Annotated in this window: 16 protein-coding genes; 5 read left to right on the forward strand and 11 right to left on the reverse strand. The window is 69.8% G+C overall.

Annotated elements, in window-relative coordinates:
- Window positions 1–26 precede the first annotated feature (26 nt).
- Entirely contained in the window at window positions 27–620 is a 594-nt protein-coding gene (locus ACFWBQ_RS12025) for a DinB family protein (RefSeq protein WP_385486774.1), read from the reverse strand.
- A 127-nt stretch (window positions 621–747) separates the two neighbouring features.
- Here ACFWBQ_RS12025 and ACFWBQ_RS12030 point away from each other — a divergent pair, with 127 nt between their 5' ends.
- On the forward strand, window positions 748–1,305 hold the full coding sequence (locus tag ACFWBQ_RS12030; RefSeq protein ID WP_385486776.1) for a TetR/AcrR family transcriptional regulator: 558 nt from the start codon (window positions 748–750) through the stop codon (window positions 1,303–1,305).
- 71 nt (window positions 1,306–1,376) lie between these two features.
- Window positions 1,377–3,062 (forward strand): alpha/beta fold hydrolase, encoded by a 1,686-nt coding sequence (locus ACFWBQ_RS12035; RefSeq protein ID WP_385486778.1) that lies wholly within the window; start codon window positions 1,377–1,379, stop codon window positions 3,060–3,062.
- Window positions 3,063–3,395: 333 nt separating this feature from the next.
- Here ACFWBQ_RS12035 and ACFWBQ_RS12040 read toward each other — a convergent pair whose 3' ends face one another.
- Both ACFWBQ_RS12040 and ACFWBQ_RS12045 read right to left on the reverse strand, forming a co-directional pair.
- Window positions 3,396–4,223 carry an inositol monophosphatase family protein gene (locus ACFWBQ_RS12040; protein ID WP_385486780.1) on the reverse strand — a complete coding sequence of 276 codons (828 nt, stop codon included), beginning with the start codon at window positions 4,221–4,223 and terminating at the stop codon, window positions 3,396–3,398.
- 380 nt (window positions 4,224–4,603) lie between these two features.
- Entirely contained in the window at window positions 4,604–4,831 is a 228-nt protein-coding gene (locus tag ACFWBQ_RS12045) for a hypothetical protein (RefSeq protein ID WP_385486782.1), read from the reverse strand.
- 140 nt (window positions 4,832–4,971) lie between these two features.
- On the opposite strand from ACFWBQ_RS12045, the gene ACFWBQ_RS12050 reads away from it, so the two are divergent.
- Window positions 4,972–7,533: a polysaccharide lyase family 8 super-sandwich domain-containing protein gene (locus tag ACFWBQ_RS12050; protein WP_385486784.1), complete on the forward strand. Its 2,562-nt coding sequence runs from the start codon at window positions 4,972–4,974 to the stop codon at window positions 7,531–7,533.
- A 53-nt stretch (window positions 7,534–7,586) separates the two neighbouring features.
- On the opposite strand, the gene bla is transcribed toward ACFWBQ_RS12050, so the two are convergent.
- The 8 genes from bla to ACFWBQ_RS12090 all read right to left on the reverse strand — a co-directional run bounded on the left by bla (window position 7,587) and on the right by ACFWBQ_RS12090 (window position 18,025).
- Window positions 7,587–8,528 (reverse strand): class A beta-lactamase, encoded by a 942-nt coding sequence (gene bla, locus ACFWBQ_RS12055; RefSeq protein WP_385486786.1) that lies wholly within the window; start codon window positions 8,526–8,528, stop codon window positions 7,587–7,589.
- A gap of 111 nt (window positions 8,529–8,639) precedes the next feature.
- A complete protein-coding gene (locus ACFWBQ_RS12060; protein WP_385486788.1) occupies window positions 8,640–9,830 on the reverse strand; it encodes an MFS transporter in 1,191 nt (396 codons plus the stop codon).
- A 74-nt stretch (window positions 9,831–9,904) separates the two neighbouring features.
- Window positions 9,905–12,709, reverse strand: a complete 2,805-nt coding sequence (locus ACFWBQ_RS12065; protein WP_385486790.1) for a hypothetical protein — start codon at window positions 12,707–12,709, stop codon at window positions 9,905–9,907.
- Entirely contained in the window at window positions 12,706–13,818 is a 1,113-nt protein-coding gene (locus tag ACFWBQ_RS12070; RefSeq protein WP_385486792.1) for an AAA family ATPase, read from the reverse strand. Before ACFWBQ_RS12070 ends, ACFWBQ_RS12065 begins: the two co-directional genes overlap by 4 nt.
- A 12-nt stretch (window positions 13,819–13,830) precedes the next feature.
- On the reverse strand, window positions 13,831–15,270 hold the full coding sequence (locus ACFWBQ_RS12075) for a VWA domain-containing protein (protein WP_385486794.1): 1,440 nt from the start codon (window positions 15,268–15,270) through the stop codon (window positions 13,831–13,833).
- Entirely contained in the window at window positions 15,267–16,685 is a 1,419-nt protein-coding gene (locus ACFWBQ_RS12080) for a hypothetical protein (RefSeq protein WP_385486796.1), read from the reverse strand. The genes ACFWBQ_RS12075 and ACFWBQ_RS12080 overlap by 4 nt, the downstream gene beginning before the upstream one ends.
- A complete protein-coding gene (locus tag ACFWBQ_RS12085; RefSeq protein WP_385486798.1) occupies window positions 16,655–17,125 on the reverse strand; it encodes a hypothetical protein in 471 nt (156 codons plus the stop codon). The genes ACFWBQ_RS12080 and ACFWBQ_RS12085 overlap by 31 nt, the downstream gene beginning before the upstream one ends.
- Before the next feature lie 321 nt (window positions 17,126–17,446).
- Window positions 17,447–18,025, reverse strand: coding sequence for a TIGR03086 family metal-binding protein (locus ACFWBQ_RS12090; RefSeq protein WP_385486800.1), 579 nt, complete (start codon window positions 18,023–18,025; stop codon window positions 17,447–17,449).
- A gap of 512 nt (window positions 18,026–18,537) precedes the next feature.
- Between ACFWBQ_RS12090 and ACFWBQ_RS12095 the strand changes: the two genes are divergently transcribed.
- A complete protein-coding gene (locus tag ACFWBQ_RS12095; protein WP_385486802.1) occupies window positions 18,538–19,329 on the forward strand; it encodes a class I SAM-dependent methyltransferase in 792 nt (263 codons plus the stop codon).
- Between the two features lie 99 nt (window positions 19,330–19,428).
- The gene (locus ACFWBQ_RS12100; protein ID WP_385486804.1) at window positions 19,429–19,764 is read left to right on the forward strand and encodes a hypothetical protein; all 336 of its coding nucleotides are present in this window, start codon (window positions 19,429–19,431) and stop codon (window positions 19,762–19,764) included.
- The last annotated feature ends 152 nt before the right edge of the window (window positions 19,765–19,916 follow it).

The following is a 19,916-nucleotide window of genomic DNA, read 5'->3' on the forward strand; positions in this document are numbered from 1 at the left end:
CCTCCATTTCGGCATCCTCTGAGGGATCAGCCGCGACCGACGTCCTGCGCGACGCGCTCCAGTCGACTTCGGTAGCTCTCCCACCACGACTGATCGCCTGGCGGCATGCTGTCGTTCCCCTTCGCCATCCCAACGGCCCCGTCGATGAGTTCCCGGACGATATCGGCGTGGCCGGCGTGGCGGTGGGTATCCGCGATCACGCGTACCAGGACGTGGTGCAGCGTCACGCTGCTTCGCTCTTCCGGCCACCACGGGACGTGACCGATCGCATCGAGATCGAGCGTGGCGATCGTGGTGTCCGCGTGCCCCCAGGCCTGGCGGTACAGCCCGACGATCAGTTCGCGGGACTCGTCCGCGGTGGCCCACATATCCGCGCCCGGTTCGGCGCCCTCCGCGTACCAGGATGGCGGCTCATCGAAGAACGGTCGCCCGAACGTGTCCCCGAAATACCCCAGTTCCACGCCGGTGACGTGTTTGACAAGCCCCAGCAGATTCGTGCCGGTCGGTGTCAGCGGGCGACGGATGTCGTACTCGGCGAGGCCGTCGAGCTTCCACAGCAGGGCTTCACGGGCTGCTTGCAAGTAGTGGAGCAGGTCCGCTTTCGACTCCGATTCGATCATGCCGGGGAGTCTCCCATCCGCCACTGACAATCACGCCGGGCGCGATCCCGGCCGGCGACCGGCTCGCTCGGCCTGCTCAGGCGCCAACCGGTTGAACTAATATGTAGATCGGTCTAGTTTGATGGTCATGGGACAGAAGGGCGCCGAAACACGGGACAGACTGCTGGATGCGACGCAGGAGCTGATCGAGACCGGGGGTTACTACGGCGCCGGGCTCAACCAGGTGATCGCCGTCAGTGGCGCGCCCCGCGGCTCGCTCTACTTCCACTTCCCAGGCGGCAAGGACCAGTTGGTCGGCGAGTCCGTCCGGCGAGCCGGACAGTCGATCGAGGTTGCCCTGGGTGACCTGGCCGACTCCTGCACGTCGATGGTCGAGCTCGTCGACGGGGTGCTGCGGCACTTGGGTGGCCGACTGGAGGAGTCCGGCTGGCACAGGGGATGCCCCGTGGCCACCGTGGCGCTGGAGACGTCCGCCGTCAACGATCCACTGCAGGAGGCATGCTCCGAGGTCTACACCTCATGGGAGGCCGCCCTGCGCGCACAACTGACGGGCCGTCCGGACGCCGACGACCTCGCGGTCACGATCCTCGCCCTTGTGGAGGGGGCGCTCCTGCTCGCCCGGGCGCACCGCAGCAGGGAGCCGCTGGACCGCGTTGCCCGTCAGGTCGGCGTCCTGCTGAGCTGACAAGGCCCGCCGTGGTCGGCGGGCTCTCTTGCGGCAAAAAAATATGTAGACCGATCTGTTCAGGAGGATTCATGGATGCGATTGTCTTCGGCGCAACCGGCTTCATCGGCCGCTCCCTCGTCGCCGAGCTGCTCACCCGGGGGCAGCGGGTGGCAGCAGCCGTCCGTAACGACAGCCTGACGTCCTGGCTGGCCACACAGGGCGTCGACACCCGCGGGCTGGAAATCGTCGCTGCCGACATCACGCGACCGCTTTCGGGACTGCCCGAGGTACACGACGTCTACAACGCCGCAGGTCGCTTCGCCTTCGGCCTCGGTGTGCCGGAGGCGCGGGCGACCAACGTCACCGGGGCGCTCAACGTGCTCGAGTGGGCCGCCACGCTGCCCCGGCTGCGGCGGCTGGTGCACATCAGCGGATACCGGGTGAGCGCTGCCGACGGTCCGCCCGACTACTCCGCGCTGGGAGCGTACGAGGCGTCGAAGGTCGAGGGTGATCTCGCGGTGCGCGCCCGGGCCGGTGAACTGGGGGTTCCGCTGACCATCGCCAATCCCGCCACGGTGATCGGGCCTGGTCAGTACATCGGCCTCGCCACCCTCGTCGAAAACCTGTGGAACGGGCGCCTCCCTGCGTCGCCCGGCGGGCCCGACTGCTTCGTGCCGATCACCACGGTCGACCATCTCGTACGGTTTCTGGCGGAGGTCCCCACATCGCCTCAGGGTGAGCACTACTGGGTGCTCGACGACACCACGCCCCCACTCCCCGAGCTGATCGGTGCGATCGCCGACCACACGGGCGTGCGGGCACCTCGCAGGACCGTTCCCGTCGGGCTGCTGCGGCGTCTGCCGCGCAAGCTGACCGGTGCCGATCCCGAGACGCTGTCGTTCCTGTCGACCGACCGCTACCCGACGGCCTCGGCCCGAGCCTTCGCCGAGTCCGCCGGCTTGGAAATGCCTCCGGCCGCCGACGCGTTGCGCACGTGGGCCGACGAGCTGGTGGCCGCCCGCTTCGGTTCCGCGACGCCCTGGCAAAGCCCGTACGGCTTCCGCTCCGTGGCGGGCAGCCGTACCTGGGTGATCGGAGACCGGCACCGCCCCGCCCACGTCCTGCTGCACGGACTGCCGATGAACGCCGACCTCTGGGCACCTCTCGCCGCCCGCCTCCGCGGCCCGGTCCTGGCTCCCGACCTGCCAGGACTGGGGCGCTCGGCGGCCACATCCCAGCCGGTGGATACGTGGCTGGCCGACCTTCTGAGCCCGGTGCGGACCCGCCCGGTCCTGGTGGCGCACTCACTGGCCTGCGGACCCGCGCTTCGCTTCGCCGTCGACCATCCGGACCGCATCAGCAGGCTCGTCCTCGTCTCCCCGGCCTTCCTGCAGGCACCAGCCCCGCGGTTCACACGCTCGGGCCCGGCCGTCCGGACGATGCGCCGTATGTCCGCCGCCCGGCTCGCTCGGGTGCTCGGCGTACCCGAGGGGGCAGAGGTGGAGAGCGCCGCAGCGGACCTGCGCCGTCCCGGGGTGGCCCGCCGGGTCTCCGTGGCCATGCGCACGGACATCGCCGACCGCCGGCAGTCGCGGGCTCTGCTGGACCGGGTGAGCGTCCCGGTCCAGATCATCGCGGGCTCGGCCGACCCGCTGGTCTCGGCCGTCGACTGCTCGGTGGCCGAGATCGACGGGGCAGGTCACTACCCCCAGCTGACCCATCCCGCGCAGCTCGCCGGCCATCTCGACGCTGCCTCCGCCGCGGTCGGTGGCTGACACCGGGCCGGGCAACTGCGTCGTTGCCGGTGAGCACAGCGTCCTCCGCCGTCATCGGTCCCGTGCGGGGAGCCGGGCCGCGCCTGGGCCGGCCCCCCGCCACGGCCAGGCCCAACAGCCGGTCCGCCGCATCAGCGGGGGTCCACCCGTCGATACCCGAGCGGCTGCCACCAGCAGGGAACCGCAACACTCGTATCGGTTCGCTCATCTGCTACCTGTCAGCACCTCGGTCCGCGCCGCGCCTCGGCGGGGCACGGCGCGGACCGAGGTGCGGACTGTTGGGCAGCCGGTCGCAGCGGCGCCACCGAGCTCCGGGTGGCAGCTGCTGCAGCGTCAGCCCGTCGCGGTCGGGGAAGCCGGGACCTGGTTCCGGACCATCTCCAGCAACGTGGTGTGCGTCCGCTGGTCGGCCGCGGCAACCAGTCCACCTGCACCGGTGTGCAGTGGTTGGCCATGGATGCCGGTCACCACGCAGCCGGCGGCTTTGCACAAGGCGATCCCGGCGGCGAAGTGCACGCAGTCGCGCAGATGGCCGTCGGTGACGTAAGCGGCTCTTCGGCCGGCGGCGACCCAGGCCACCGCAAGGGTTGTGGAAACGACGCGTGGCCGGAAGTGATCGGTGAACTCCGGGGCGGCAAGCAGGCGTGCTGCCCGGAAATCCGGTGCGTTGGGGAAGGGTGGGTCGAGGTTGACGTCCACCAGTCGGGATCCGGCCGAGGGCGCAAGGTCTGTGTCGACGCCGTCTTTTCGGACATGGGCACACGCGCCGTCGGTCCAGAACACCTCTCCGCTGAACGGATCGGCCGCCGCGGCCGCGGTGATGTCGGATCCCACCCGCAGAGCCACGTTCACCGAGACGAGCATGGTGTGTACGGCGTAGTTCAGCGTGCCGCACAACGGATCGACCAGCCACCTGCGCTCCGCGCGGTCCGGGCCGCTGTGTCCGCTCTCCTCTCCCGTCACAGCGTCATGGGGCCGGGCGGTTCTCAGGATCCGGAGGATGGCCTTCTCTGCCGCGAAGTCTGCGGCTGTCGCGAAGTCGCCAGCATTCTTCTCGAACCGCTCCGGGGATCCCCCGTACAATTCGCGGACCACTGCCGCTCCCGACTGTGCTGCCGCCACGGCCAGTTGCGCATCGTTTTCCGTGTTCGTGATCAGCATGTGCGCAGGATATCCGCGACCCTGTCGGCACGATCGAGTGTGCCGGGGATACGGCAATCCGCCCCGGCCTGGATCGCCTTCTGACGCATCACCCCCCGGCCCGACCGACGCCCGGCACCGACGGCGCCGTCATCGAGGTCTACGAGGACGAGTTCGAACCGTCACCGGCGGGCGGCCCGCGGCTTTTGCTGGCACCTTTGGCGCCGGCCGCTTCCGCCCCGGCCTCATCACGTGTCCCTGAGGGGCGTCGAGCCGAGCCACATCGCGCCGGCGACCCGCGCCGGTGGTCCCGTCTCCCCAGGATCAGCCGCCGGCATCGGCAGTGGGCCCGGTTTCTCCTCGCCTCGGATCGGGACGACCGGCAGAGAACACAGCCGCCTTCACGGCATCAGCTCGAGCAGCTGGTACTGGTGCGGCCGCCCTCCGACCCAGTCCACCATGGTCGGATCCGCGAGGAGGTCCGCGGTGCCGGTGATCCCGGCGCCGTGGAGGAGCTCGAGGGTGGCGTCGTCGGAGTGTGCGAGACCCAGAATCCGCCCGCTCACCGTGACACGCCGACCGCCGGAGGCGGAGATCCGGTGGACGACGATCGGCGGGTTTCCGGCCATACCTCCAGCGTGCGCCGTGTGTGCGCCCATGGCTACCCGCACGACTCTTCGGGCGAACCTTCATCCGGCCCGTTGACATCGGTGAGAACCCGTTGCTTGGCTGGGGACAAGCGCTTTCCGGTCGGACTTTGGAGCGTGCAGTGGAGTTCTCGCGTCGTTCCGTACTGTCCATGATCCCGGCGATATCGCTGCTGGCCGTGGCGCAGACGCTACAAGCCCGAGCGGCGGTCCGGCGCGATCCGGGCGCCTCCGGCCGGGTGGCCGACCAAGACGGGCTGCTCCGCAACACTGTCGCGATCTTCGCCGGCACCGCCGAGACCAACGCCCGCCCGGAGGTCGCATCGAAACTCGCTGCCATGCAGGCGACGGCGCGTGCCCGGCTTGCCGCGATGGACGGCACCGGACCGGGTGAGCTGTTCGCAGGCGTCCCGCTCGGCACCAGCGACACCAACCTGAGCCTGTCCTTCCAGTACCTGTACGAGATCGCCCTCGCCACCGCTCTTCCCGGCACCGGCGCCTCCGGGCTCCGCGACAACAGCGCGGTCCGGCGACGGGTCGTCGACGGCCTGGTCCAGCTCCACGACGCGTACTACGGCGACCAGTCGAAGGGCTACTACGGCAACTGGTTCCACTGGGAGATCGGAATCTCCGCGTACGTGAGCAAGACCCTCGTCCTGCTGGGGGACGAGCTCGCGGCGTACCGGCCCGGACTCGCCGCGTCCTACGTGGCTTCCATGGACGCCTACCTCCGCAACGGCAAGAACGGCGACGTCGATCTCGACTCGCGGTTCCACACCGGTGCCAATCTCGCCGACATCACGTCGAACCGGATCCTCCAAGGTGCCGTTCTCGGCGACGAGGTCCGTATCGGGAAGGCCATCGCCGACCAGCTGACCGTCTTCGCGACGATCGACCCGTACGACCTGCAGCACGGCGTCACCGACGGCTTCCATGCCGACGGTTCCTTCGTCCAGCACGCCTCCGTCGCGTACACGGGCTCCTACGGCAAGGGCCTGCTCACCCGCATCGTCCAGACGATCAAAATACTCGACGGCACCGGCTACGTGCCCGGCGAGAGCCTTGTCGGTGTCGTGCAGGGCTGGGTGGCCGACGCCTTCGCCCCGCTGATCTTCGAAGGCTGGATGATGGAGATCGTCAAGGGCCGCGCGGTCGCGCGGACCGGCACGGGGTACGCGGACGTCGCCGCCGTCGTCGAGGCCGTCGTCGACCTCGCCGCGTACACCACCGGCAGTGACACCGAGGCACTCCGGGGCTACGTCAAGTATGTCCGGCAGACCTCCAAGGCCGGCCTCGATGCGGCCTCCTTCGTCTCCCCCGTCAGCATCGCCCGCTACACCGACATCCTGAACTCCCCGTCGCCCGAGAGGGATCTCGGTCCCGCCGCCTCCCACACCGCGTTCAACGCGATGGACAGAACCGTCCACCGGCGGCCCGGCTACGCGTTCGCCCTGGCCCGCAGCTCCGCGCGCATCAGCAAGTACGAGTACATGAGCGGCGAGAACCTGATGCCGTGGTTCCAGGGTGACGGCGCCCACTACCTCTATCTCTCCGGCCAGGATCAGCGGCAGTCGTTCGGCATCGACTACTTCACGGCCGTCTCGCCGTACCGACTGGCGGGCGTCACCGCTCCCGTGGAGACACGCCGCACCGTCCCCGAGCTCTACGGCACCCTCTGGTACGACAACCCCGAGCGCGGCTTCACCGCGTCGTCCGAGTCTCAGAACACCTACGTCTACTTCCCCCGCGGCAGCAACACCTTCTCCGGCGGCGCCCGCCTCGGCCCCTACGGCGTGGCCGGTCTCGTACAGTCCGACGATGCCGCGTACACCGCCCGGCAGGCGGGCGAACTCCCCGACGGCTTCGTCGCCTATCGGGGGGCCCGGGCCACCAAGTCGTGGTTCATGCTCGACGAAGAGATAGTTGTCCTCGCGGCGGGAGTGGCCGGTCTTTCGGAACGCGCGGTGACCACCACGGTCGACAGCCGTATCGCCGCTCCCTCCGCCCCCGTCACCCTCACCGGAAGCCTCCGTGACGGGACGCACTGGCATGGCACCGGGACCGCCCCACTGGCATGGCTGCGTTACGCCGACGCCGAACAGAAGACAGCGGTCGGGTACGTCTTCCTGTCCGGCCCACGGCCGGCTGTCGCACTCGACACGGTCACCCGCAGCAGGCGCCTCGTCCGGCTGGCCAACCCCGACACACCGGTCGCCAAGCAGGTCTTCACGCTCTCGTACGAGCAAGCCGCCGATGGGCGGCCGGCCTCCATGGCCCATGCCCTCGTCCCGAACGCCTCGGACCGGCAGTTGGCCGCCTACGCGCACGGTCCGCTCTCCGTGCTGGCCAACACCGTCCGCCTGCAGGCCGTCACCCACACACACCTGGGCCTGGTCGCCGCCAACTCCTTCACCCCCGGCAGGCACCGTGCGGAGCGCCTCTCCATCGACGGCCCGGCATCGGTGATGCTCCGCCGGGCTCCCGACGGCACATGCTCGATCGCGGTGTCCGACCCCACCACGAGGCGGAGCACCGTCTCGGTCACGATCCTCGGCCCGGCCTTGTGGCCTCTGTCGGCCGATGCCGGCGTCCGTATCCGCCGCGTCCTCGGTGGCACCCGTCTCGACGTCACGACCCACCACGCCCATGGCCGCAGCTTCACGGCCACACTGCGCCGACGCTGACGGCGTCATCGGGACCCTTACCGGCCGGGCTCACCTGCAGCGCGTCCGTCCCGCTACGGCAGCGAGCCGGCGACCACGGATGCCGCCTGTGCGATCAGTCCGTCGTCGTAGTCCGCCCCGTCCTTGGTGCGGTTCGACATGATCGCCATGACGATGGGGGCGGCGTCCGGCGGCCACACCACGGCAATGTCATTGCGGGTGCCGTACGTGCTGCCGGCTCCCGACTTGTCGCCGACCTCCCACCCGTCGGGCACTCCGGCCTCGATGAGCCCGGCTCCGGTGGTGCTGGTGCGCAGCCACTCCGTGAGCTGTGCTCGTTCGCCCTTGCCCAGGACATCGCCGAGGACGAACGCGCGCAGGTCGGACGCCAGAGCCCGCGGCGTGCTCGTGTCCCGCGTGGCGCCTGGCTCCCAGTCGTTCAGCTGCGGCTCACGGCGCTCCATCCGCGTGACGCCGTCGCCGATCTCTTCGAGTACGGCACCCAGGCCCTGCGGTCCACCCACCTGGTCGAAGAGCAGGTTGGCCGCGGTGTTGTCGCCGAAGCGCACGGCGGCGTCGCACAGGGTGCCCAGGGTCATCCCGTTCCCGACATGCTGTGCCGTCACGGGAGAGGGGGCAACCAGATCGTTCCGGGAGTACGTGACCGTCTGCCCCATCCCGCCCAGGGAGTACTTCCGCAGCACGGCACCGGCGGCCAGCACCTTGAACGTGGAGACGTAGGCAAACCGCTCACCGGCGTTGTAGGCCACCTCCCGCCCGGTTTCTGTGTCGACGGCGTAGACACCCAGTCGGGCATCGAACCTGCGCTCGAGCTCCCTGAATTCACCGACCGGCCCTTTCGCGGCCGCGCTCGGACCCGGCCCTGTCGCAGCTGACGGGGCCGGGGGCGTGACCGAAGCAGCCTGGGGGGCGTCTTGCCCGCAAGCCGCGACAGGGACGGCCACGAGTACGGCAAGCACACCGCTGACGGCGCGTCGGGAACCGGAGCCCCACATGATCCAAACCTCCCGGGCGCCCCGTGCCCGGGGCGCGTAGGGGATGGAGCGGCACCGTCCATCCCGGTTCGCAGGCACGAGCATCGAGACCACCCTCGCCTGCGGACATCCTCACATCCCCGCCCGCACCGGCCGCCGGAGCAGGTAGACAGCTGCGGTCGACACCAGGAGGGCCATACACGCGATGAACACCAGCCCCGCACCCTCCAGACCGATCGGACCCGACAGCACTCCCACCCCGATCACCGGCACCGAGATACCCGCGTACGCCACCACGAACAGAGTCGAGATCACCGCCGCGCGCCGGTCCTCGGGAGACGCCTCGGCCACCGCGGACAGCGCCCCGCGAAACGCCAGCCCCTGCCCGACCCCACCGACCAGCGCGCTCAGCACCACCAGCGACAGCAGGTCCCATCGGAGCGCTCCCGCGAGCAGCGCCAGTCCGGCGAGGAGCCCCGCGCAGCCCAGCGGCAGCGATCGCGCCACCCCGACCCGGCCGACTGCCAGCTGCCCGGCTGTCGAGGCGAAGAAGGCCAGCGCGACGACCAGTCCGCTGACCGCGTGGTTGGTCACGTCCAGGGACTGCGAGAGGAACGCCGGACTGACCGACGTGAACACCCCGAAGAGAGCGAACCCGACGAACGAGGCGATCGCGGCCGGCCCGAACACCGAGCGCACCTGCGGAGGCAGGCCGGGTCGCTGCGGCCGTACGGTACTCAGCGGCCGCCGCTCCCTCACGGTCTCCCGGAGCCCCACCAGGGTCGCGGCACAGGCTGCCAGCAGGGCGAGGTGCACGGCGAACGGCAGGTACAGCGGCCAGGCGGCGTACTGGGCGAGCACCCCGGCAAGCAACGGACCGCAGCCCAGCCCGCCCATGTTGGCGGCCGTCGCAACAAACGTGGCCCGGGAGGTGCCGCCGTACGGTGCCAACTCCATCACGTACGCCGTGGCGGCCCCGGTGAACAGGCCGGCGGACAGGCCCGACAGCAAGCGACCCGCATACAGCCAGCCCAGCCCGGTGGCGCACAGGAAGCAGACGGCGCTCGCCGCCGCGAATCCCAAGCCCGCCAGGAGCACGGGCCGCCTGCCCACGACGTCCGAGACGTTACCCGTCAGCAGCAGCACGCCGATGACCCCGAAGGCGTACACGGCGTACACGACGGTCACCGTCAGCTCGGAGAACCCGAACTTGTCCTGGTAGAGGCCGTAGAGGGGGGTCGGCAGCGTGGTGCCCGCCATGCACACGGCGAACACCGCTCCGCTGAGGAAACACTGGCGCCACCCTCGGCGATCACCGTCCATGCCGCCGACCGTAACCCCACACGCCGCCCCGGACCGGCCAGGCGTGCCCGGCGCGCCACCACCGGTCCGCGACCTCATACGTCGGCCAGCAACACCTCCAGCGCCACACCCGTATCCGGATAGCGACCGGTCAGGGCCGCCCCCGGAAGACCGGGGGCGGCCGTCTCCCATGTCCCGTCGCAGCCCAGCAGTTCCGCCACCGCGTCGCACGCCGCCGGGTGGGCAGCGAGCAGCCCGCAACCGCGGCCGGTGTCCGCACCGAGCGCCGGATGCACGGCTTCCGGCTCCGGCTGCGCCCGCCACGGCGGTACCCACGCGTCCAGCGCTGTGAGCCGGCCGGGGAAGATCCGGCCGGCCTCGCGGATCAGCAGCGGCGCCAGGTCTGCGCCACCGGCACGCAGGGTGGTGATCAGGGTCGGCAGCCATGGCAGGAGCACCGGGTCCGGCAGCCGTCCGAACGCGTTCGACACCGCCTCCACGACGAAGTCGGTAAGACCTGGGACGGGCTCCAAGGCGTGCACGAAGCCGCTGAGGTAGCGCGGGTAAGCGGGCACCACCAAGGGGTTGCCCAGCAGTGCGTCGCACCTCTCCCGCAGGTCCGCGCGGGAGAGGTGCCCGAGCTGTACCTGAGCCGCCCACAGCAGCGCGGTCCTCGACGGGTCCTGCGGATGCGACTGGGCGACCGCCAGCTCCAGCTGGGACCGGTCACAGCCCAGGGACAGTGCCAGGCTCTCCATGCTGAACAGGAAGCCCAGCATCGCCGCCACCTGGCGGACGGTGGCGTCGTCGTCGGTGAACGCCGTCGGCAGCAGGGTGCAGTAGTGCGCGTATCCGGTCCTGACGAAGGATTCGATCCAGGGCGGCAGCACCGGCTCGCCGGTGCGGTAGTACGCCAGGAGCCGCCGCACCCGGCGCAGTACCTCCGGCGCGCCGTCGACGCTGCGTTCGGCCGACAGCACTTCCAGGGCACGTGTACCCAGCTCGTCCGCGAGGCGGCGGCTTCGCAGAAACAGCGTCGCGTCCTCGACGGTCTCCAGGACGGTCGCCGTGGTGGCGTGCGGGCCGTAGGCGGTACGGCGCAGGCGCTGTTCCAGGACCTGCTCGATGCTGACGCCCTCGTAGCCGAGCTCGATGAGCGCACGCTGATGCGTGCCCAGCGCCAGGTCCCACGACTCCTGGATCGGCTTCTCCCCCAGTCTCCGCTCGCCCATGATCGGCCGCGCAGCGCCCGGCGGCATCAGGTAGCGCAGCATCCACAGCACGTCGGAGCATCGATCCAGCTCCGGCTGGGAGGCCATGTCCAGCAGCGCCCGTTGCACGCCGCGCTGCTCGAGCTTGAGTGCCAGGGGCAGCAGCCGGTCGTGCACATCGCGGGCCAGGGGCGGCAGCGCGTCGTAGCCGACCTGACCGACCCGGTCGCCGCCCATCATGATCTCCACGAGGCGGCGCACGTCGCGCCGGCCGGGCACCGCGTCCTTCTCGATGCAGGTGACGGCCGCGTCCTGGAAGTCGTAGGGCGTGGGCCTCGCCCGGTCGCGCATCCCTGCCAGCAGGATCGATGTCTCGAAAACGGCGATGGCATCCGCGGTGGAGGCGAGATAGCCGTTGCGGCGTGCTGCACGCACGATCTCCACGGACCAGCCGAGGAGTTCGGCCTCGTCCAGCCGGTCCAGGACCGGTGGCCGCCGGAGGAAGCCGGACAACTGGTCCGCGGGCGGATCCGCCGGTACGGGAGCAGCCGCCGCTGCTGTCGCCTTCCTGGCCCTCGACTTCTTCGCGCCCGCCTGTCCCGCCAGGCGGTACGGCTCCACGCGCGTGCGCTTGACGTTCTTCGCCCAGACCGTCGCGGCGATCGACACCGAGCCGCCGGCGAGGCCGAACTGCGCCTCGATCGCCGCGTGGCTGGACGGAATCAGGCCGTGCTGCCACTTGGTGGCACTGCGCGGGCCGATCTCGAAGGTGTCCGTGCCGTGGACGCCGAATTCCGGGACGCGGCTGGCCGCGTGGAAGGCGCCGCAGACGTAGAGGCAGTCCGCGGGATCGGTGCCCGTCGCGGCCAGGTGCTCACGCATCCTGGTCCACATGTGGCGCTCGCGGTCCTCGTCCACGCGCACCCGGTGGGGGTCGCCGGGTGCCAGGCGCCGAAAGAGGCCGCCTATCAGGAGCATCACCTGGCGATAGGTGTCGTGGTCGCTGTCTCCGAGCGGCAGTTCGACGTACTGGTGCCACCATTCCGACCAGTGCCGCACTCTGCCGTGGCGCAGCAGGTGCTCCTCCAGTTCGGCGAAGCGCGGACGCAGGTCGCCGATCTCCACACCGACCGCGTCGCCGTGCAGCGCGGCCTCCTCCTCGGCCGGTGACGCGTCCGGACCTGCCGGGTCGGCGGACTGCGCCCCACGGGAATCCCATTGGAAGACGTGGTCCGAGGAACGGTCGACGAGGACCAGTTCAACGCCTGGTGTGTCCAGCGCGTAGGCGATCGCCTGGTACTCGGCCGAGGCCTCGGTGATCGGTGCGACGACCGACAGCGGGGACCACTCGGCAGGGAAGCCGTCGACCTCGGCCGCGAAGGCCTGGACCGCCACGGGGAGCTTGCAGTTGCGCAGTTCGGTGAGCAGCGGGGCCATGTCCTCGCACAGCTCCAGGTACACGACCTTCGGCTGCTTCTGGCGCAGGCGGCGTGCCATCGCGACCGCCGACGCGGGCGAGTGGTGGCAGACGGGGAAGATCTCGAGCGGCTCGCGCACCGCGCGGTCGACGTCATCGACGATGCCGAGGAGAATTCCCTCCAGTGCGTCGGGCCCGTCGGCGAACGTCGTGGCGGCCTCCTGCAACTGCGTGCGCAGCTCTTCGAAGGTCCCCGCGGGCGTGTCACTCATGACAGCGTGGCGATCGCGTCGCGCCCGCCCTCGAAGAACTCCGGCCAGGCCCCGCCCTCTTCCTTGCTGCGCGGCTCGACGACGCCGTGCAGGTACTTGCTGAGGATGGCCAGGTCCTCGGGCTCACGGCGGGCCAGTGACCCGACGAGCGAGGAGGCAAGTGTGTGGGCGGTCAGGGCGCGCTCACCGAAGAAGTTGCTGTGCAGGATCGCGTCCTCGAGTACGCCGATCTGTTCGGCGGTGGACAGCGCCGACTCCAGCTTCTCGTCGTCGCTCCCGGCCGCGGCCGCCGAGGCGCGCAGGTCGGCGAAGCTCTGCAGCAGCACGTCGAGCAGCGTCGGAGGCACATCCAGCTCGAGCTGGTGGCGACGCAGCAGTTCCTCGGTGCGGAAGCGGACGATCTCCGCCTCACTCCTCCTGTTCGTCATCACCGGGATGCGGACGAAGTTGAACCGACGCTTGAGCGCCGAGGAAAGGTCGTTGACGCCGCGGTCCCGGCTGTTGGCGGTGGCGATGATGGAGAAGCCGGGCTTGGCGAAGACGATGCCGTCGCTGTCCAGTTCGGGAACAGAGATGTACTTCTCGGAAAGGATCGAGATAAGTGCGTCCTGGACATCGCTCGTGGAACGGGTGAGTTCCTCGAAACGGCCGATCGCTCCCGTCTCCATCGCGGTCATGATCGGGGAGGGGATCATCGACTCCCTCGACTGGCCCTTGGCGATGACCATGGAGACGTTCCAGGAGTACTTGATGTGGTCCTCGGTGGTGCCGGCGGTGCCCTGCACGACCAGTGTGGAGTTGCGGCATATCGCGGTGGACAGCAGCTCGGCCAGCCAGCTCTTGCCGGTGCCGGGGTCGCCGATGAGCAGCAGGCCGCGGTCGGAGGCCAGCGTGACAATGGAGCGCTCGACGAAGCTGCGGTCGCCGAACCACTTCTGCGAGATCTCCCGGTCCAGGCCGTCGGAGCGTTCGGATCCCAGGATGAAGAGACGGACCATCTTCGGGGACAGGCGCCAGGAGAAGGGCTTGGGGTTGTCGTCGATGGACTCCAGCCAGTCCAGTTCCTCGGCGTACTTGATCTCGGCGGGGGCGCGCAACAGATCGGACATATCAGGGCCTTTCTAAGCCAGAAACGTCTTGAGTTCGTGGACAAGCTTGCGAATGTGGCCGGAGACGACCGGCGTACCGAGAGCCTTGAAGCGCTCACGGAACCAGGGGTTGACCTCCTGGCGGCCGGAGCTGGTGACCGATCCGACGGGGATGAACTTCACTCCGGAACGGTGGACGGCCTCGATGCCCTCGAAAAGCGGCTGGGAGCGGTGGAACTCGTAGAAGTCGGAGATCCACACCATCACGGTGTCCTTGGGGTCGGAGATCTTCGGGCGCGCCATGGCCATCGCGACGGGACCGTCGTTGCCACCGCCGAGCTTGGTGCGCAGCAGGGTTTCGAAGGGATCGTGCACCCAGGGCGTGAGGTCGATTGCCTGCGTGTCGTACGCGATCAGGTGGACGTCCACCTTCGGCAGCCCGGCGAAGATCGACGCCAGAATGGTGCAGTTGACCATCGAGTTGACCATCGAGCCCGACTGGTCCACAACGACGATCAGCCGTTGGGGCGTCGTCTTGCGTGCCGTGTGCCGGTAGTAGAGGCGGTCGACGTACAGCCTCTCCTCCTCCGGGCTCCAGTTCGTGAGGTTCTTCCAGATCGTGCGGTCCAGGTCGAGGTTGCGGAATATCCGCTTGGGCGGGACGGAGCGGTCCAGGTCACCCACCGTGGCCTTCTGCACCTGGGTACGCAGCACTTCGGCGACCTCGTCGACGAAACGGCGGATCAGAGCCTTGGCGTTGGCCAGGGCCACGCCGGAGAGGTTGCTCTTGTCCCGCAGCAGCTGCTCGATCAGCGACATGCTCGGGGTCAGCTGCGCGGCGAGCTCGGGGTCGGCCAGCACCTCGCGCAGACGCATCCGCTTGACGAGGTCGGCCTCGAGGGCGCCGAGTTCCGGGCCGATGGCCGGGATGAGCCGACTGAGATCAGGGGTCGTGCCCCGGCCGCCGGTCCCGCTGACACCCTGTCCTGCGGCCCCTCCCCCGGCGCGTCCACCACGCAGCTCGCCGGGCTCGCAGCCGAGGGTGCGCTCCAGCCAGCCCGCATCCGACTGCCAGCGCGCCAACTGCCCGGCAGTGACCGTGCCGGAGCCTGAGGCGAAGACGTTGAGCAGCACCTTCGACACCAGCGCCGCACGCCGCACCTCGGCGGCCCGGTCGGATACGTCCTGGCCGTCGGGCGCGGGAGCCATCAGACCGTCGAACTCCGTGGCCAGCTCCGGGTGGCGCTGCACGACCGAGTCGACGGAAGCCTGCGGGTCCAGCAACGCGGACGGCAGACCGATGTCCTCGACGACGGCGAGGCTCGCCGATTCCAGAGTGGCCTGCTCCTCGGGGTCGAACAGGCGGGCGAGGAGCCGCCAGTAGAGAACCTGGCGGCGGTTGTCGTGGGGGTCTGCCTCGGGGTTCTGCGGGCTCGTGTACCGGGCTGATTGTCCAGTCGTGTGCTCCGTCATTTCCGCAGCAGCCTCCCCGCACGCTCCCGCAGTACGTTCACAGCGTCGGTGGCGGCCTTCTCGGCCCTGACGCCGGCCTTGTCCGTCGTGCCCCCGGCCCACCCCCCGGCGTGGATCGCGACAGCCTTCTTCCGTACGGTCGTCTCGACGGCCAGCGGCTGGACGCGATAGGTCCCGGCGTCCCAGCGGAGCAGACCGATACACGCGCCGGACGCCGCGACGGCTTCGAGGGTGAGCGGTCCGGCCGTCGGAATGCGGTCGGTGTCGACAGCGAGAGACTGTCCGGCGACGGCGAAACTCAGAGCGTCGTCGTCCTTCTGTGCGGTGTAACCGTCCAGGAATACGGGCACGGCTATGCGCGCCGGGTGCCGGTCCAGAGGTGCGGTCGCCGAGCCGATGGCGGTGGGCAGGGCGACGCGGGCGGTTGCGAAGGCATCGGCGGGCTCGCTCGGGCGGGCGTACTCGTCGCTCCAGATCAGGTCGCCCTCGGCGGTGACCGGCATGCCGGCAAGGTCCATCGATCGGCCTTCGCCGACGGCTGCCAGGAGCGACATGTGCGGCCGGAGCAGTTGCCAGAGACCGGCGCCGACAACCGTGTCGGGCTTCGGCACCGACACGCTTGCGCGCACCAGGCGGGGCGCGGCCCCGTCCGCAGGTTCGAGCACGGCGTGGACCTGAGCCTGTACCGCGGTCGCGTGTTCGTGCAGGTCGATGCCGAGGGGCAGGAGGCGGCCGGTGGCAGTACCGGCCGGCGGCACGTCGGCCGCGCCTGGCAGCGTCAGGAGCATCGCACGCGACCACAGATCCGCCCAGCGGCGTGCCGGGATGCGATCAAGCGACGCACCCGGGCAGGATGCGGCGAGTTCGGCGGCGAATCCGTCGAGGAGTGTCGCCAGGCGGCGCAGCGCGGGGTCCGAAAGCATCGCGGAGACTACGGGCGCCGCGCCGGCGACCACGTCGTGATCGATGCCCTGCCATCCGGAACGGGCCAGGTCGGACAGCCAGGAGCGGGCGGCTGCGAGCACGTTCACCGCTTGCTGCCGGCCCGGCGCCGGGGTGGCCTCTTCGCCGAGGGTCCGGCCGGTCGCCTCCGCGACGCGGGCCATGAGGGCGTCGTGGACCGAGCCGAGCAGTGCGGTGCGGGCGGCGGCGAGGGCGACGAAGTGGTCTTCGCCCGCCGCTCCGGCCACCGCCTTACCGGCCGCCTCTGCGACTCTGTCGGCCAGCGGCGTCCCCGCGACGGCCTGGGCGAGCTGTGTCAGACCGGCGGCCTGGGCGGGTCGAGGACGGAGCAGGCCGGCAACCAGGGCCCGGTCGAAGGCGTCGACGGCCGACAGGGCTTCATCGAGCCCGGCCATGGTTTCGGCGAGCAGGTCGGCGCGCATCACGCCACCGCCCTGGTGGACGGGAACCACTGCATCTCCGGCACCGGTGCTGTGGTCGGCGCGAGTTCAAGGTAGGCCAGGTGGCGCAGGAACCGGCTGAAGACGGGCGCGGCCGCCTTGGTGTCCCCCTGTGCCGGACGGGTGCTGCTCATGCCGACGGCGATGGTCTGCGCGCTCGGCTCCCCGTCCACGGCGTCGACCTTCAGGTAGCGGGCGACGCGCTCAACGCCGTACTGAAGCACCGCTTCGTCGATCAGCGCCCGGATGTGATTGCAGAACGAGCCCCGTGCACCGCCGCAGGGCCGGTTGTTGTTGGTGCTGCAAGCGAACGCGTAGGTGCCCGCCATGACCGACGAGACGTAGACCCGCTCGATGTCCGAGCCACTGGACACCACGCCCTGCAAACGTCCGTCGGCCAGCTCGACGAACGGAACCTTCGCGAGCTTGCGCGGCCGTGCAGGCGCTGCCACTCGTGCCGTGCTCGACCTCTCCCAGTCAGACAACGCACCATCTCCTATGCACCGAGGGGAGTCCGCGCCGCGGCGGCGGGACACGACTGAACCTACTGGCCACCACTGACAGGCCGCCGAAGCCCGTGACCGTCCAGGACGCTTCCATCCGTCGACAGCGCGGGTTGCCCTGCAGAGTGAGGAAAGCCCGCAGGCATTGCTGGAGCAGTTGTGTGCGGACCTGCCGCGTCAAGTGATCGGAAGCCGCCCGCAAGGCGCCGATGCTGAGCGGGAGTCCCGCCTCCATGTGCACCGGCGGTGCGAGCGGGGCTCGGCGCTCTCTCAGGCCGCCCAGTTCGGATCCCGTCCGCTGAGCATCAGCGCGCGATGGAAGATGTTCGCACCGGCGTCCGGCACCACCGCGTCGCCGAAGGCATCGTGCAGGCGGTAGACCACCACATGGTTTTCGACAGTGTCGAGTACCAGCCGGGCGGCGGCATCGGACATCCGGAACTGCTGGCCGGTGGCGGTGGCAAGGTCCCAGCCGTGGACAGCCAGCTCCATGAGGGTCACTGCGGCCATCGCGCGCGCCGGCATACCGGCGAAGCCCAGGTCGACCTCGCCCTCCCACACGGCGGGTTCGGCCCATGCAGCGACGGCGCTGTCGAGCTGGACGGCGTAGTCGGCCGCCCAGTCAGGCTCCGCGGTGAAGTCCCGTGCTGCGAGTTCGTCCGGGAACGGCTCGCGCCGTGCCCGGTATTCGAACCCGTGAGAGGTGTAGGCGACGAGGTGATTGGCCAGGGAGCGGACGTCCCACGCACCACAGGGGGTGGTGCCGGTCAACTGCTGGGCGCCGACTCCTCGGGCGACTACGGCGGCTTCGGCGGAACATTCGATCAGGTGTGGGTGCACATTCTCCATACAGTTCACGGTAGTTGAGGCTCCGTCAGAGGAAGAACCCAACGCTGTACGGCTCCGAGACCATGGGCCGGTCGGCACGGCGGGGGGACATCGAGTCGAAGCCCTGCACGGACAAGTTCAGCGGACAGGGCACAGCCGTCGGGATGCACACCGCCCGGTACGAGAAGGTGACCCTGCTCAGCCAATGCTCACGTGCGACTTCCCCAACTGCCCGTTTCGGAACGACACCTCGCCTCTGCAGGCAGTGTCCGTGGCGGGTGGTACGCGTAGGGAGTGACCAGTCGCCTTCCACCTTCGGGGGAGGCCGAGGATGCGGTGATCGGGGCAGGTCAGAACGCCTTCGGGCGCTCCCCACCCAGTCGAGATCCGACACGGGACGCGCGTCCACCTCTGGTACGTCCACACAACTCACGGTGCCCACACGGTGGCCGCAGCCGTGCCCACACGGTGGCCGTCGCCGAAGTGGCGAGGGCGGGGTAGCCGACCTCCGGCAGCACCGATAGCGTCACCGTGTGGACCAGGATGAACGGCTGCTGCACGCCTCGTCGTTCGGCGCAGCGGCAGCCTCGTACGCCGAGCACCGACCGGACTACGCGCAGACCGCGGTGCGGTGGGCGCTCGAGCCCGCGCCCGGCCCGCGCGTGCTCGACCTCGGCGCCGGGACCGGCAAGCTCACCGCCACGCTGGTCGCGCTGGGTACCGAAGTCATTGCAGTCGAGCCCGACCCGGCGATGCTGACCGAGTTGCGCCGCGCACTGCCCACCGTCCGTGCCCTGTCGGCAAGTGCCGAGGCGATACCGCTGCCGGACGCGTCCGTCGATGCCGTGCTGGCCGGCAACGCCATGCATTGGTTCGACATGGACCTCGCGGGACCCGAGATCGCCCGGGTCCTCGCACCCAGCGGCATCCTGGCCGGCCTGTGGAACGTCATGGACGACCGGCTCGAGTGGGTTGCCGGGCTCGCGCGGGTCAGCGGGAGCGCGGCCATCGGCCCGCGCGACACGCCCACCAGCTGGCGCGCCGAGACGGCCAACATGCACCTTCCAAAGACTGGTGCGACCGCCCGGTTCGGGTCGCCGGAGCAGGCCGAGTTCCCGCACGGGCAGCGCCGCACCGCCGACTCTCTTGTCGCGACCATCGCGACGCGCGCGGGGGTGCTGGTCATGCCGGAACAGGAACAAGAGGCCACGCTGGGCCGGATCCGCGCATTTCTCGCGAGTAGTCCGGAGACCGCTCGCGGCGAGTTCACTCTCCCGATGCTGACCGGCGTGCTGCGCGTCCGGCGGCTGCGAAGCATCACCTAGCGCTCTGATCGGAGAGGTTTACCGGAAGCTCGCGGCGTCCGGCATCGACGGGCGTCGTCAACGCTCTCCAGGCTGACGACCGCTATGAAAGGGGGCGCTGTGAACGGCAATCCGCTGTACCACTGGATCGCCTTGGCCGTGTCGGCGGCATTCGTGCTGCCGGTGTCGGTGGCGATGCTGGCAGGGTGGACACCGCGGTGGAGTCGCAAGCGGCGGGCCGGGATGCGGCTTCGCGCCTACGGACTCCTGTGCGGTTACGCCCTGATGCTCCTCAACGGCATCCCGCGGATCGCTGACGCCTCCTACGAGACCGTCGTGGTCTGCATGAACGTCGGCTTCGGCTTCATCGCCGCCACTGCGGTTCTCTTCATGGTTGCCGAACGCAAGGATTCACGCGCTCAAGCAACTGGCCCCGTCGAACCCTGCGAAGACTGAGTTAGCAGACCACCGATGCCCGCGCGTTGGACGAACGTCATCCAAACCGGCGAACCTATGTGGTCACACCACTAGACAACGATCGATGACACGCCATACGCCGTCTCACCGTGTTGCCTCCCCCCTTCCCGCTGGGCGCTCGTCGCTGCGCC

The sequence above is a fragment of the Streptomyces sp. NPDC060035 genome (genome assembly GCF_042736635.1).
Taxonomy (GTDB): domain Bacteria; phylum Actinomycetota; class Actinomycetes; order Streptomycetales; family Streptomycetaceae; genus Streptomyces.

Bases quoted from the DNA above. Each gene is read 5' to 3' on its own strand.
- ACFWBQ_RS12025 (WP_385486774.1), bottom strand. From the start codon at position 620: ATGATCGAATCGGAGTCGAAAGCGGACCTGCTCCACTACTTGCAAGCA.
- ACFWBQ_RS12030 (WP_385486776.1), top strand. From the start codon at position 748: ATGGGACAGAAGGGCGCCGAAACACGGGACAGACTGCTGGATGCGACG.
- ACFWBQ_RS12060 (WP_385486788.1), bottom strand. From the start codon at position 9,830: ATGGACGGTGATCGCCGAGGGTGGCGCCAGTGTTTCCTCAGCGGAGCG.
- ACFWBQ_RS12040 (WP_385486780.1), bottom strand. From the start codon at position 4,223: ATGCTGATCACGAACACGGAAAACGATGCGCAACTGGCCGTGGCGGCA.
- ACFWBQ_RS12090 (WP_385486800.1), bottom strand. From the start codon at position 18,025: ATGGAGAATGTGCACCCACACCTGATCGAATGTTCCGCCGAAGCCGCC.
- ACFWBQ_RS12065 (WP_385486790.1), bottom strand. From the start codon at position 12,709: ATGAGTGACACGCCCGCGGGGACCTTCGAAGAGCTGCGCACGCAGTTG.
- ACFWBQ_RS12075 (WP_385486794.1), bottom strand. From the start codon at position 15,270: ATGACGGAGCACACGACTGGACAATCAGCCCGGTACACGAGCCCGCAG.
- bla (WP_385486786.1), bottom strand. From the start codon at position 8,528: ATGTGGGGCTCCGGTTCCCGACGCGCCGTCAGCGGTGTGCTTGCCGTA.
- ACFWBQ_RS12035 (WP_385486778.1), top strand. From the start codon at position 1,377: ATGGATGCGATTGTCTTCGGCGCAACCGGCTTCATCGGCCGCTCCCTC.
- ACFWBQ_RS12070 (WP_385486792.1), bottom strand. From the start codon at position 13,818: ATGTCCGATCTGTTGCGCGCCCCCGCCGAGATCAAGTACGCCGAGGAA.
- ACFWBQ_RS12045 (WP_385486782.1), bottom strand. From the start codon at position 4,831: ATGGCCGGAAACCCGCCGATCGTCGTCCACCGGATCTCCGCCTCCGGC.